This window comes from Mesorhizobium sp. MC2-1-1, from assembly GCF_057597255.1.
Genome location: NZ_CP195205.1, coordinates 3,895,643 through 3,908,921, shown reverse-complemented (window position 1 = coordinate 3,908,921; position 13,279 = coordinate 3,895,643). Strand labels below are relative to the sequence as shown.

Annotated in this window: 15 protein-coding genes and 1 pseudogene; 10 read left to right on the top strand and 6 right to left on the bottom strand. The window is 64.4% G+C overall.

Going from position 1 to position 13,279, the window contains the following annotated elements:
* Positions 1 to 4 precede the first annotated feature (4 nt).
* A complete protein-coding gene (locus tag ACR64R_RS19330) occupies positions 5 to 1,108 on the top strand; it encodes a CobW family GTP-binding protein (protein ID WP_487357897.1) in 1,104 nt (367 codons plus the stop codon).
* 16 nt (positions 1,109 to 1,124) lie between these two features.
* On the opposite strand, the gene ACR64R_RS19325 is transcribed toward ACR64R_RS19330, so the two are convergent.
* The 5 genes from ACR64R_RS19325 to ACR64R_RS19305 form a co-directional block, all read right to left on the bottom strand.
* The gene (locus ACR64R_RS19325) at positions 1,125 to 1,364 is read right to left on the bottom strand and encodes a sulfurtransferase TusA family protein (protein WP_487357896.1); all 240 of its coding nucleotides are present in this window, start codon (positions 1,362 to 1,364) and stop codon (positions 1,125 to 1,127) included.
* Positions 1,365 to 1,375: 11 nt separating this feature from the next.
* Positions 1,376 to 2,665, bottom strand: coding sequence for a L,D-transpeptidase family protein (locus ACR64R_RS19320; protein ID WP_487357895.1), 1,290 nt, complete (start codon positions 2,663 to 2,665; stop codon positions 1,376 to 1,378).
* 238 nt (positions 2,666 to 2,903) lie between these two features.
* The gene (locus tag ACR64R_RS19315; RefSeq protein WP_487357894.1) at positions 2,904 to 3,854 is read right to left on the bottom strand and encodes an acetyl-CoA carboxylase carboxyltransferase subunit alpha; all 951 of its coding nucleotides are present in this window, start codon (positions 3,852 to 3,854) and stop codon (positions 2,904 to 2,906) included.
* Between the two features lie 100 nt (positions 3,855 to 3,954).
* On the bottom strand, positions 3,955 to 4,869 hold the full coding sequence (locus ACR64R_RS19310; RefSeq protein ID WP_487357893.1) for a site-specific tyrosine recombinase XerD: 915 nt from the start codon (positions 4,867 to 4,869) through the stop codon (positions 3,955 to 3,957).
* A gap of 13 nt (positions 4,870 to 4,882) precedes the next feature.
* Positions 4,883 to 5,035, bottom strand: coding sequence for a hypothetical protein (locus tag ACR64R_RS19305; RefSeq protein WP_042643428.1), 153 nt, complete (start codon positions 5,033 to 5,035; stop codon positions 4,883 to 4,885).
* A 190-nt stretch (positions 5,036 to 5,225) separates the two neighbouring features.
* On the opposite strand from ACR64R_RS19305, the gene ACR64R_RS19300 reads away from it, so the two are divergent.
* The 5 genes from ACR64R_RS19300 (at position 5,226) to ACR64R_RS19280 (ending at position 8,829) form a co-directional block, all read left to right on the top strand.
* Entirely contained in the window at positions 5,226 to 5,855 is a 630-nt protein-coding gene (locus tag ACR64R_RS19300) for a shikimate kinase (protein WP_487357892.1), read from the top strand.
* A complete protein-coding gene (gene aroB / locus ACR64R_RS19295; protein ID WP_487357891.1) occupies positions 5,852 to 7,021 on the top strand; it encodes a 3-dehydroquinate synthase in 1,170 nt (389 codons plus the stop codon). The genes ACR64R_RS19300 and aroB overlap by 4 nt, the downstream gene beginning before the upstream one ends.
* On the top strand, positions 7,018 to 7,914 hold the full coding sequence (locus ACR64R_RS19290; protein WP_487357890.1) for a transporter associated domain-containing protein: 897 nt from the start codon (positions 7,018 to 7,020) through the stop codon (positions 7,912 to 7,914). Before aroB ends, ACR64R_RS19290 begins: the two co-directional genes overlap by 4 nt.
* Positions 7,915 to 8,017: 103 nt before the next feature.
* Positions 8,018 to 8,437: an alpha/beta hydrolase gene (locus ACR64R_RS19285; protein ID WP_487357889.1), complete on the top strand. Its 420-nt coding sequence runs from the start codon at positions 8,018 to 8,020 to the stop codon at positions 8,435 to 8,437.
* Complete coding sequence (locus tag ACR64R_RS19280) at positions 8,401 to 8,829, top strand: alpha/beta hydrolase (protein WP_487357888.1); 429 nt, start codon at positions 8,401 to 8,403, stop codon at positions 8,827 to 8,829. Before ACR64R_RS19285 ends, ACR64R_RS19280 begins: the two co-directional genes overlap by 37 nt.
* On the opposite strand, the gene ACR64R_RS19275 is transcribed toward ACR64R_RS19280, so the two are convergent.
* On the bottom strand, positions 8,830 to 9,132 hold the full coding sequence (locus ACR64R_RS19275; RefSeq protein WP_487357887.1) for a BolA family protein: 303 nt from the start codon (positions 9,130 to 9,132) through the stop codon (positions 8,830 to 8,832).
* Between the two features lie 136 nt (positions 9,133 to 9,268).
* Between ACR64R_RS19275 and ACR64R_RS19270 the strand changes: the two genes are divergently transcribed.
* From ACR64R_RS19270 to ACR64R_RS19255, 4 genes and pseudogenes are all read left to right on the top strand, one after another.
* The gene (locus tag ACR64R_RS19270; protein WP_487357886.1) at positions 9,269 to 9,892 is read left to right on the top strand and encodes a J domain-containing protein; all 624 of its coding nucleotides are present in this window, start codon (positions 9,269 to 9,271) and stop codon (positions 9,890 to 9,892) included.
* Between the two features lie 124 nt (positions 9,893 to 10,016).
* Entirely contained in the window at positions 10,017 to 11,003 is a 987-nt protein-coding gene (gene cobS / locus ACR64R_RS19265; RefSeq protein WP_292565373.1) for a cobaltochelatase subunit CobS, read from the top strand.
* Positions 11,004 to 11,056: 53 nt separating this feature from the next.
* Entirely contained in the window at positions 11,057 to 12,955 is a 1,899-nt protein-coding gene (gene cobT, locus ACR64R_RS19260; protein ID WP_487357885.1) for a cobaltochelatase subunit CobT, read from the top strand.
* Positions 12,954 to 13,246: pseudogene (locus tag ACR64R_RS19255) on the top strand (esterase-like activity of phytase family protein); the annotation flags it as partial. The gene cobT and the pseudogene ACR64R_RS19255, both read left to right, overlap by 2 nt.
* Positions 13,247 to 13,279 lie beyond the last annotated feature (33 nt).

Here is a 13,279-nt window from a genome sequence, read left to right as displayed (position 1 = left end):
GTTGATGAGCAGTTTTCCCATTCCCGTATCCGTCCTCACCGGCTTTCTCGGCGCCGGCAAGACGACGTTGCTCAACCGGCTGCTCAAGGAGCCGACCCTTGCCGATACGGCGGTGATCATCAATGAATTCGGCGAAGTGGCGATCGACCATTTGCTGGTCGAGCAGGCCTCCGACGGCATCATCCAGCTTTCCGACGGTTGCCTCTGTTGCACTGTCCGCGGCGACCTGGTCGACACGCTGGCCGATCTGGTTGACCGCCTGCAGACCGGCCGCATCGCGAAACTGGCCCGCGTCGTCGTTGAGACGACGGGACTGGTCGACCCGGCACCTGTGCTGCAGTCGATCATGGCGCATCCGGCGCTGGTGCAGGCCTTCCGGCTCGATGGCGTCATCACCCTGGTCGACGCCGTCAATGGCGAGGCAACGCTCGATGCCCATGTCGAGGCGGTGAAACAGGCTGCGGTCGCCGACCGTATCGTGCTGACCAAGACCGACCTTGCCGACGCGGCCGCCATAGAGGCGTTGCGGGCAAGGCTGAGGCAAATCAATCCAGGCGCCGTCGTGCTCGACGTCAACGCAACCGGCACGGGCGCTGCGGCCCTGTTCGATTGCGGACTCTACAATCCCGAGACCAAGTCCGCCGATGTGCGGCGTTGGCTCGGCGAAGAGACGGCGCATGATCATGACCATCACCAACACGACGACGATGGTCATCACCACCATCATGAGCATCGCCACGACACGCGCGTGCGCTCGCACTCGCTCGTCCATGACGGGCCGGTGCCGTTCTCGGCGATCGAGATGTTCCTCGATCTTGTACGCTCGACTCATGGCGAGAAGCTCCTGCGCATGAAGGGTGTCATCGAACTCGCGGAGGATCCGTCACGGCCGCTGGTCATCCACGGCGTGCAGAAGATCCTGCATCCGCCGGCAAGACTGCCGGCCTGGCCCGACGGCCAGCGCGGCACCAGGCTGGTGCTGATCACGCTCGACATGCCGGAAGATTATATCCGGCGGCTGTTCGCGGCCTTCACCAACAAGCCGTCGATCGACACGCCGGACCGCGCGGCGCTTGAAGCCAACCCGCTGGCGATTGCCGGGATGTAAACTGAAAATCAGCTGGTCAGTTGGCGTTGCCGCGCTCGACCAGGAAACGATGACCGCCCATCACCGCGGCCGTTTCGATCAACCGGTGACCGGCATCGGCGCAGAAGGCCGGGATGTCGATCACGGCCAGCGGATCGGTGGTTTCGAGCCATAGCCGGGCGCCTGGCCGCAGCGCGGCCAGGCGCTTGCGGGCTTTCAGCACCGGCAATGGACAGTTCAGTCCCTTGAGATCGTAGATGGCGGCCTGTCTTGCCAAGCTGAGGGCTCTCAGCCGCCGAACATGCCGAGCAGCTTCTTCTTCAGCTTCGACACGGTGCCCTGGTCGGCATCGGCGGCCTGCTGGGTTTCCTGCGCCGGCGCGGGTTCGACGCCCGCGGTGACGACCGGCTGCTGCGCCGCCTGCTTGGCGGCTTCCTTCTCGGCCAGGGCTTGCTGCTTGGCCGCTTCCTTCGCTGCCTTGGCCGCCTCGATCGCCGCCAGGCGCTGCTCCTCGGCCTTGCGCTTGGCTTCCTTCTCCGCGTCGAGCGCCGCCATCTTGCGGCCCAGCGGGGAATCGATGCGGCCCATGCGAGTCGTTTCGGTCACCGAACCGTCGGAATTCAGAGACGGCGGCTCGATCGGCACGCGTTCGCCGCGGGCGCGGCGCTTCGACCAGTCGGAAACGATGCTGGCTTCCTTGATGCCGGCAATCGTCGGCTTCGGGGGCGGTGTGCTCGAGTTCACGGCCGCATTGAAGGCCGCGTCGTAGCTCTTCTCGTAACTGGCGTAGGCGGTCTTCAGCGAATCCGGCTGCGTCATCGCTGGACACGGGCCCGTCGGGTTGAAGGTGGTGCCTTCGGGCGCGACCTGATTGAAGACGTAGCGCTTCTCGCAGACATCGACCTTCGGCGGCACCTTGGTGATCTCGAAATTGTCGTAGCCGACCTTCAGCATCTTCCAGAATTCGTAGTTCGGGTCGTTGCGGTAGCGCGCCATGTTGGCGGCGGTCATGCGGAACGGGAAGGCCTGGATCTGGAATTCGGTCTGGCCGCCCTGGAAGGCGTCGCGGCCGAAGGCATAGATCTGCTCGATCTGCGCGTCGGTCATCGAATAGCAGCCGGAGGACGAGCAGGCGCCGTGAACCATCAGGTTCTGGCCGGTGCGGCCGTTGGCGCGGTCATAGGCGTTGGGGAAGCCAATGTTGAAGGACAGATGGTAATTCGATCGCGGGTTCATCTGCGAGGGACGGACCGTATAGAAGCCTTCCGGCGCCTGGCGGTCGCCCTCGGTGTATTTGGGGCCGAGCTTTCCCGACCATTTGCAGATGTCGTAGGTGGCGACGAGATCGTAGCGGCCATTGGTCTTGGCCTTCCAGATCTCGAGCTTGCCTTCTTCCTTGAAGATGCGCGCCATCACCGAGGAGGTGCGCACCATGCCCTTTGCCTTCATGTCGGCGAGGATCTTGTCCGGCAGCGGCTTGTTGGCCTCCGGCGCGAAATCCTTCATCGACGAATCGTTGCAGCCGGCGACGCCGATGGCAGCGATCAGGACTCCGGTGCGGGCGAGCTTGGCAAACATCGGTACGGCTACGTCTCTTCTTTCGGGCCGACGGCTCTCGGCATGGCCGGGCCCGCAGGCTGAACACCAGTGGACCGTAAGCCCGTTAACCTTGAAAATTCCTTACCGCAAGCCTTGGCCAACACCTCACGGCAAGCTCCCAACCCTTTACGGCGTGTTCATTGACCCGAATGCGGCGGCATTTTTGTGGCGAAACGCTCAATGCGGCCACAGTTGAACCTACACGCAGGCTAAAGGGTCACAAGCTGCGGCCCATCGCCAGGTATTTCTCGCGGCGCTGCTCGCGGAAATCGGTATTGGCGCCGGCAAAATCCTTCATCGTCCTGGCGATGAGGTCGCCGGTCGAGGCAATCACCGTCTCCGGCGCGCGCTGGGCGCCGCCCATAGGCTCGGGAATGATGGCGTCGATGATCTTCATCTCCAGAAGATCCTGCGCGGTGATCTTCATGTTTGTCGCCGCGTCCTTCGAGCGCGTGGTGTCGCGCCACAGGATCGACGCCGCGCCCTCCGGCGAGATCACCGAATAGATGGCGTGCTCGAGCATGTAGACACGGTTGGCGGTGGCGATCGCGATGGCGCCGCCGGACCCGCCTTCGCCGATGACCACCGAGATCGACGGCACTTTCAGCGCCAGGCAGGCCGAAGTCGAGCGCGCGATCGCCTCGGCCTGGCCGCGCTCCTCGGCGCCGACGCCGGGATAAGCGCCGGCGGTGTCGACCAGAGTCAAGAGCGGAATCTTGAATCGGTCGGCCAGTTCCATCAGGCGCACCGCCTTGCGATAGCCCTCCGGCCGCACCGAACCGAAATTGTGCTTGATGCGGCTTGCGGTGTCCGAGCCCTTTTCCTGGCCGATCACCGCCACCGGCTCGCCGCGGAAACGGGCGAAGCCGCCGACGATCGCCTGGTCGTCGCCGAAATTGCGGTCGCCCGCCAGAGGAGTGAAATCGGTGAACAGCGCCTTGATGTAGTCGACGCAATGCGGACGGTCGGGATGACGCGCGACCTGCACTTTCTGCCAGGGGGTGAGCGACTTGTAGAGGTCGCGCAAAGCGTCGCGCGAACGCTTTTCCAGCCTGCTGATCTCTTCGGCGACATCGACCGCCTCGCCGTTCTCGGCAAGCTTCTTCAGCTCAAGGATCTTGAGCTCCAGATCCTGCACCGGCTTTTCGAAGTCGAGGTAGTTGTACATGCTTGAGCGGACCGATCCGTCGGAAGGCAAATGACTGGCGGAACCGCTGAAATGCCGGCTCCGGGCGGTGGAACGTCGCCCTCACATAGCGATATGAGGCCTAGTCGGCAAGCGGATGATGATCGTTGACCAGCCGCACCAGCCGCTCCTCCAGCACATGGGTGTAGATCTGCGTGGTCGAGATGTCGGCATGGCCAAGGAGTTGCTGAACGGCTCTGAGATCGGCGCCGTTCTGCAGCAGATGGCTGGCAAAAGCATGGCGAAGGACATGCGGCGAGATTTTCGCCGCGGCTATCCCCGAGCGCGCGGCCAACCCCTTGAGATCGCGGGCGAAAACCTGCCGGGAAAGATGGCCGCTGTCGGAGGAGGCGGGAAACAGGAACGGGCTCTCGGCGAAGGCCGGTCGCTCGGCCCGTGCGGCAAGCCAGGCGCGCATGGCGGCGCGCGCCTTGGCCGAGAGCGGCACCATGCGTTCCTTGTCACCCTTGCCGCGCACAATGAAGAACCGGTCGTCGCGCAGCGCCACCGTGACCGGCAGGCCGACAAGCTCCGATACGCGCAGGCCCGTGGCGTATAGCACCTCGACCAGCGCGTGCAGGCGCAGGGCGGCCAACCGGTCGCCGTCCGAACCGGATTCGGCTGCTTCCAGGGCCGCCCGGTCGAGCAGGCGCCCGGTCTCGATCTCGCTCATCGTCTTCGGCAGCGGCCGGCCCTTGCGCGGGCTGTCCAGCGTGCCGGTCGGGTCGTCGCCGCGCAGGCCTTCGGCATAGAGGAATTTGAAGAACTGGCGGATCGCCGACAATTTGCGCGCCTGCGAGGTCGGCGCGAAGCCGCGCGCGGCAATGTCGTCGAGATAGGCGCGTATATCCGGCGCGCCCGCGGCCGCGAGCCCACCCTCGATCGCTTCCGAAGCGTCCTCCAGGTCGCGGCGATAGGAGGAAAGCGTGTTGTCGGCCGCCCCACGTTCGGCGCTCATCATCTCCAGGAAGGCTTCGATGCGGGCGGCGCTGTTCATCGGGCCGGGATTGTCAGTTCTTCTTGGGGTTGAGCTTTTCGGCTGGAATGCGGATGCTCATTTCCGCCTTTTTCGGCTCCACGAACATCGCCAGCGCGAACATCGCGCCGTAGGCAATGCCCGCCAGAACCGCCAGCGTCACGACGAAGCGAAACAAAGTCGGCATTCAATTTTCGCCCGTCTTGCTGTTCTGCGTTTCCAAAGCCCTGTGCCCTTATGGGACGCCAATCCGGCCAATTCAAGGACGAAGGATTCCGGTGAACAGGAGGTTTTGCGGCGAAGGCTACCGGGCCGGTTGTCCGGCCGTGCTTGACGCAAACAGGCTTTTGATGTCGATACGGCGCAAAGAGGCCCTGATGAACGCTCTGCCCGCAAATCCAACGGAAGATGGCCATGCCGCGCTGATCGAACGGCTCGGCGGACGCTCGATCGTCTTCGTCGGGTTGATGGGCGCCGGCAAGACGGCGATCGGCCGCAAGGTTGCGACGATGCTGTCGCTGCCCTTCATGGACAGCGACCAGGAGATCGAGAGCGTCTCGCGCATGACGGTTCCGGAGCTGTTCGAGCGCTATGGCGAGCCGGAATTCCGCGCGCTGGAGCAACGCGTGATCCTGCGTCTGCTGGAGAATGGCCCGCAGGTGCTGTCGACCGGCGGCGGCGCGTTCATGAACGCGCAGACGCGCGAGGCGATCGCGGCCTATGGCATATCGGTTTGGCTGAAGGCCGACCTGGACCTGTTGATGGAGCGGGTCTCGAAGAAGCAGAACCGGCCGCTGCTGAAGAACCCCGATCCGCGCGGCGTGCTGGAACGGCTGATGGGCGAGCGTTACCCGGTCTACGCCACCGCCGACCTTACGGTGCCGACGCGCGACGACCGCAAGGAAATCATCGCCAGCGAGGTCGTCGCGGCGCTCTGCGCCCATCTCGGCGTCGATGCGATCGCGGCAGGCACTGCAAGCGCTACAACGGACGAGGTGCAGCCGTGAGCCATGCCGAACCGGTTAAGGTCGAGGTCGGACTCGGTGACCGCGCCTATGACATATTGATCGGTTCCGGATTGCTGGCGCGTTCCGGCGAGGAGGTCGCGCGCAGGCTTCCCAACACCCGAGCGGCCATCGTCACCGACGAGAATGTCGCCGCCGCGCATCTCGACACGCTGAAGGCGGGATTGGCGAAAGGCGGCATCCAGTCGGCCGTCGTCACGCTGCCCGCCGGCGAAAAGACAAAGAGCTTCGCCCATCTCGAGGAAGTTGTCGACGGCGTGCTCGCGGCGAAGCTCGAACGCCGCGACGTGGTGATCGCGCTCGGCGGCGGCGTTATCGGCGACCTGGCCGGCTTCGCTTCCGGCATCGTGCGGCGCGGCATGAATTTCGTGCAGATACCGACCTCGCTCCTGGCGCAGATCGATTCCTCCGTCGGCGGCAAGACCGGAATCAACAGCCCGCGCGGCAAGAACCTGGTCGGCGTCTTCCACCAGCCGAGGCTGGTCCTCGCCGACACCCAGGTTCTTGACACGCTGCCGATCCGCGAGTTCCGCGCCGGCTATGCCGAGCTCGCCAAATACGGGCTGATCGACCGCCCGGCCTTCTTCGCCTGGCTGGAAAAGAACTGGCGTGACGTCTTCGCCGGCGGCCCGGCGCGGGTCGAGGCGATCGCCGAGGCCTGTCGCGCCAAGGCGGATGTCGTTGCCCGCGACGAGTTCGAGACCGGCGACCGCGCGCTGCTCAATCTGGGCCACACATTTGGCCATGCGCTGGAGGCCGCCACGCGCTATGACGGCGCGCGCCTCGTCCATGGCGAGGGTGTGGCCATCGGCATGGCGCTGGCGCACCGCTTCTCGGCGCGCCTCAACCTGGCGAGTCCGGACGATGCGGAACGCGTCGAGGCGCATCTGCGCGCCGTCGGCCTGCCATCGCGCATGGCCGATATTCCGGGCGAACTGCCGGATGCCGAGGCGCTGCTCGGCTTCATCGCGCAGGACAAGAAGGTGTCGCGCGGAGCGCTGACTTTCATCCTGACGCGCGGCATTGGCCAGGCCTTCATCGCCAAGGACGTGCCGCCATCGGAGGTGCTCTCTTTCCTCACGACGAGCCATCCCGAAGGGCTGAAGGCGAGCCGTTCCGGACGGCCCAAGGCGAGCCTTCCCAGATGAACGGCGCCGGCTGGATCGTCGCCGCCGTGCTTGCCGCCATTCTTATTTCGGCGCTCCTGTTCCGCGACCGATTGCTCGCCGCTCTCGGCTACGCATTGCGGCCGATCGAGCCGCCGCAGAGATCCGAGCGCATCGGCAAGGATCAAGACGGCGAAGATCCCCGCCGCGATGGCGAGGCTGCCCGCGAGGCGCGCAACCGGCTCGAGGGGCTCTTTGATCTGGAAGAGCTCGAAGTGTCGGACATCATGGTCCACCGCACCAATATGCGCTCGGTCAATGCCGACAACGGACCGGAGGCAGTCGTGCGCGAGATCCTGCAGAGCCCGCACACTCGCATGCCGTTGTGGAAGGGGTCGCTCGACAACATCGTCGGCGTGCTGCACGCGAAAGATCTGCTGCGGGCCCTCAACGAGGTCGGCAACGATTTCACCCAGATCGACGTGATGAAGATCGCGGCGAAGCCGTGGTTCGTGCCGGACACCACCACCTTGCAGGAACAGCTTAACGCCTTCCTGCGGCGAAAGACGCATTTCGCCATCGTCGTCGACGAGTATGGCGAGGTCGAAGGTCTGGTGACGCTGGAAGACATCATTGAGGAGATCGTCGGCGAGATCGCCGACGAGCACGATGTCGATATGCAGGGCGTCAAGAAGGAAGCGGACGGCTCGGTCGTTGTCGACGGCACGGTGCCGATCCGCGACTTGAATCGCGCCCTCGACTGGGATCTGCCAGACGAGGAGGCGACGACGATCGCCGGCCTCGTCATCCACGAAACGCAGTCCATCCCGGAGGAGAAGCAGGCCTTCACCTTCCACGGCAAGCGTTTCATGGTGATGAAGCGCGAAAAGAACCGTATCGCCAGGCTGAGGATCAGGCCGGCTGGCGACGTCTAGATGGGCTCGGGGCTTTGACCGATCCGTCCTGATTACCAACCTTGGCTGGACGCGCGCGGTGTTCGCGTGCAGTTTCGTGCCGCGAGACGGTTCGGAAGCGGCCATGATCGATCGACGCAGCCTTATGCTTGCATCCCTGTCGGCGATGTTACCGCGCAGCGCTCATGCCGCCTGGCGGCCGCGTGACCCGGCGCCGCAAAGCGTCGATTACGGGCCCGCTAAGCTCGACATCTATGCGCGCGACGGAGCAAAGGGCAGGCCCGTCGTGTTCTTCGTACATGGCGGCGCCTGGCGCATCGGCAATCGCAACAATGTGGACGCCAAGCCGGGCTTCCTGCTCGCCAACGGTTTCGTGTTCGTCTCGATAGACTACCGCATGCTGCCGGAGGTCGACGTCGCCACCCAGGCAAGCGACGTCGAGAAGGCCTATGCCTATGTACGCGCCAACATCGCCAAATATGGCGGCGATCCGAACCGATCGCCGTCATGGGGCACTCGGCCGGCTGCCATCTGGCGGCCCTGACCGGCCTGCGCGGCGGGCTGCCCGGCGTCGCCGCGCTGATTCTGGACGACACCGAAGCCTATGATCTCGAAGCCCTCGCGCAGGCTCAAGGCGGCAAGCTGAGGCCCATCTACGAGCAGGCCTTTCCAGACCCCGCGCAATGGCGCTCGCTGTCGCCGGCGACCTATATCGAGGGCCGCAAGCACCCGCCTGTCTTCGTCGCCTATTCGCGCGCATCGGGTCGTGGCAACAGCTCGAAGGCCTTCGTCGACCGCCTGCGCGCAACCGGCACCAAGGCCACGCTGTTCGACGGCAGGGCCTACACGCACATGGCGATCAACCGGCGTTTCGGCGAGCCGGGCGATGCCTTGACCGACGCCGTGATGTCGTTCCTGAAGGCGAATGTCGGCTGACTACCAACGCGTCTTTTCGCCCGGTGCAGCCGGCTCGATCGCCAGCGCATGAACTCCGGCCATCAGTTCGTCGGCGAGCAGTTCGTTGACGGCGCGATGGCGCTCGATGCGGCTCATGCCGGCAAAATCAGGCGAGACGATGCGGACGCGAAAATGCGTTTCGCCGGTACCGTCGAACGCCGCATGGTGTCCGGACTCAGCGTGATGGTGGCCGGCGTGAAGATGGCTTTCATTGATGACGGCGAGCCTTACGGGCGAGAATGCCGCTTTCAGCTTGGTTTCCATCGTCGACTGTATGGACATCCCTGTTTTCCTTCCCCACATGTGCGTCACAGCCGCAAATCTCGAGTCTTAGACCGCTTTTATGCCGCGATTCAGCGGTTAGGGCGATCATCGGCAAAATGTCAATTCTTGTTTCGCACGTGCGAACAGCCCATAAATGGGTGAGATGAAAGCGTATCCCAAATATTTCGAGAAGCTTCGAATCCGGCCGGAGAAGGACGCGGAGCTGAAGTCGCGCGCCCCGATCTGCCAGTGGGACGGCTGCAACGAGGCCGGCACCCATCGCGCGCCGGTCGGGAGGCTCAAGGAGGGCGAGTATTTCCGCTTCTGCTTCGATCATGTGCGTGAATACAACAAGGGCTTCAACTATTTCTCCGGCGTGTCGGACAGCGAGATCGCCCGCTTCCAGAAGGAAGCGCTGACCGGCCACAGGCCGACATGGCGCATGGGCGCCAATGGCGGCGGAATGCGCTCGGCGCCGGATTTCGCGCAGCAGCGCTCGGGGCGCGCCGGCTACCACAACCGCATGCGCGATCCCTTCAACCTGTTCGGTTCGGGCGCGCGCGAGCCGCGCGAGCGCAAGGCAAAGCCGCTTGAGGCCAAGGCGCTGGAAACGCTTGGCCTTGATACAAAGGCGACTGGTCAGGACATCAAGGCGCGCTATAAGGAACTCGTTAAGCGCCACCATCCGGATGCGAATGGCGGCGACAGAGGTTCGGAAGACCGGTTCCGCGATGTGCTGCAGGCCTATCGCGTGCTCAAGCAAGCAGGATTGTGCTGAGCGGCCCTACGGTCCCATGTCGTTTTCCAACTTTCATAAGGTTGGAAAACGCTTTAAGACCGCCCCCGGACAAAATCGATTGCCGGCGAAACGCGGCGTTTCGCCAGTGGAGACGTTGATAGAGATGAACAAGGTCGATCGCGACATCGCCAACCTGCCAGACACGACGGTGTCGGTGAAGGAGAAATTCGGCTTCGACTCCAAGATGGTGGTTCCCGCCTATTCCGCGGCGACCGAGCATGTCCCGGACATCGACCCGGATTATCTGTTCGACAAGGCGACCACGTTGGCGATCCTCGCCGGCTTTGCCTATAACCGCCGCGTCATGGTGTCGGGCTATCACGGCACCGGCAAGTCGACGCATATCGAGCAGGTCGCGGCGCGGCTCAACTGGCCCTGCGTGCGCGTCAACCTCGACAGCCATGTGAGCCGTATCGATCTCGTCGGCAAGGACGCCATCGTCGTCAAGGAAGGCCTGCAGGTCACCGAGTTCCGCGACGGCATCCTGCCCTGGGCCTACCAGCACAATGTGGCGCTCTGCTTCGACGAATACGATGCCGGTCGTCCGGACGTGATGTTCGTCATCCAGCGCGTGCTGGAATCGTCGGGCCGGCTGACGCTGCTCGACCAGAGCCGCGTTATCCGCCCGCATCCGGCCTTCCGGCTGTTCGCCACTGCCAATACGGTGGGCTTGGGCGACACCACAGGCCTCTACCACGGCACGCAGCAGATCAACCAGGCGCAGATGGACCGCTGGTCCATCGTCACCACGCTCAATTACCTGCCGCATGACAACGAAGTGAACATCGTGCTGGCCAAGGCCAAGCACTATCGCGACAACAAGGGCAGGGACATCGTCAACAAGATGGTGCGCGTCGCCGACATGACGCGCTCGGCCTTCATCAATGGCGACCTGTCGACGGTGATGAGCCCGCGTACCGTCATCACCTGGGCCGAGAATGCCGAGATTTTCGGCGATGTCGGCATGGCGTTCCGGCTGACCTTCCTCAACAAGTGCGACGAGCTGGAGCGTTCGGTGGTGGCTGAGTTCTACCAGCGCGCCTTCGGCGAGGATCTGCCGGAGAGCGCCGCCAACGTGGTGCTGGGGTAGGCGCGAGCCGGAAGGCGGTTGGCCTTCCAGGCCGATCGCGCAGGGAATGACAAATGGCGGGTCCGGGCGACAACACGCGCAACAAGCCGAAGACGGGTTCTGAAGCCGACAGCTTCAAGCGCGCCGTCACCGTGTGCATGCGCGCCGTCGCCGGCGACAAGGACCTCGAGGTCGGCTTCGCCAAGGATCGGCCGGCGCTGGCGGGAAACCGCGCCCGCCTGCCCGAGCTGCCGAAGAAGGCCACCAGGAACGACATCGCGATCACGCGCGGCATCGGCGATTCCATGGCGCTTAAGCGCGCCTGCCACGATCAGCGCATCCACAACAAGCTGGCGCCGGAAGGCAAGCTCGCGCGGTCTATCTTCGACGCCGTCGAACAGGCCCGCGTCGAGGCGATTGGCAGCCGCGCGATGCAGGGCGTGGCCGACAATATCGGCTCAATGCTCGAGGACAAATACGCCAAGGCGAATCTCGTCGACGTCAGGGACAAGGCCGACGCGCCGCTCGAGGAGGCGATCGCGCTGATGGTGCGCGAGAAGCTCACCGGCCGCCCGATTCCGAAGAGCGCCGAGCGGCTTGTCGATCTGTGGCGCCCCTGGGTCGAGGAAAAGGCGGGCGGCGACCTCGATGGCTTGTCGGCCAAGCTCGAGGACCAGCAGGCCTTTGCCCGCGTCGTGCGGGACATGCTGGTTTCCATGGAAATGGCCGAGGAGCTCGGCGACGACCAGGAAACCGACGACTCGGAGGAAAACGAGGAGAACGAGCAGCAGGGCGAGGAACAGAGCGAGGAAGGCGGCGAGGAGGATTCCGGCTCCGAACAGTCGCAATCGGAAGATGCCGAAGCCTCCTCCGACGAGGAAGAGTCGGCCGAGACCGAGGCGACCGACGCCACTTCCGACGACCTCTCCGACGAGGACGATTCCGACGCCGAGACGCCGGGCGAGGCCAAGCGCAACGACAACCCGTTCCTGAACCTGCCGAAAGAGATCGACTACAAGGTCTTCACCACGGCGTTCGACGAGACCGTCGGCGCCGACGAACTTTGCGAGGAAGAGGAACTCGACCGGCTGCGCGCCTTCCTGGACAAGCAGCTCGCCAATCTTTCCGGCGTCGTCGGGCGGCTGGCCAACCGGCTGCAGCGCCGGCTGATGGCGCAGCAGAACCGCTCCTGGGACTTCGACCTGGAGGAAGGTTATCTCGATCCGGCGCGGCTTGTGCGCGTCGTCATCGATCCGATGCAGCCGCTGTCCTTCAAGCAGGAGCGCGACACCAAGTTCCGCGATACCGTCGTGTCGCTGGTTCTGGACAATTCGGGCTCGATGCGCGGTCGGCCGATCACGGTCGCGGCGACCTGCGCCGACATCCTGGCGCGCACGCTGGAGCGCTGCGGCGTTTCGGTGGAGATCCTCGGCTTCACGACGCGGGCCTGGAAGGGCGGGCAGGCGCGCGAGAAATGGCTGAAGGACGGCAAGCCGCCGAATCCCGGCCGGCTCAACGACCTGCGCCACATCATCTATAAATCCGCCGACCATCCGTGGCGGCGGGCGCGGCGCAATCTTGGGCTGATGATGCGTGAGGGTCTGCTCAAGGAGAACATCGACGGCGAGGCGCTGCTTTGGGCGCATAACCGGCTGATCGGCCGGCCCGAGCAGCGCAAGATCCTGATGATGATCTCGGACGGCGCGCCGGTCGACGATTCAACGCTTTCGGTCAACCCCGGCAATTACCTGGAGCGCCATCTGCGGGCGGTCATCGATCTGATCGAGACACGCTCGCCGGTCGAGCTTCTGGCCATCGGCATCGGCCACGACGTCACCCGCTACTATCGCCGCGCCGTCACCATCGTCGACGCCGAGGAATTGGCCGGCGCCATGACCGAGCAACTCGCCTCGCTGTTCGGCGAGGAAAACGCGCGCGACACCCGACGCAGCGGGTTGCGGCGCGCGGGGTGATGGCGCCTCCCTGCCGGACGGCGACCTGTTGCTGCTGGAGCACAGCTTCTCGATCGCGCGCGGGGTGAAGATGCGCCTGCGGCGCATCTTTGGCGAGAGCGTCGAGAAGGCGCGGTCGCCGACGGGCCGGTGCTGATAGAGGCCGAAATGGGCTACCAGATCGACAATATGGAATGGCTCGACGTCTGGACACGCAATGACGGCGCGCTGATGGTGTCACTGATATCCTATGACAACCATTCGATCCTGCAGCGCAACCACTACCTGGAATTTGTCCTGCACCAGGACTGAACGAGCCCTGCCACAGTGGATCAGCCTAATGCA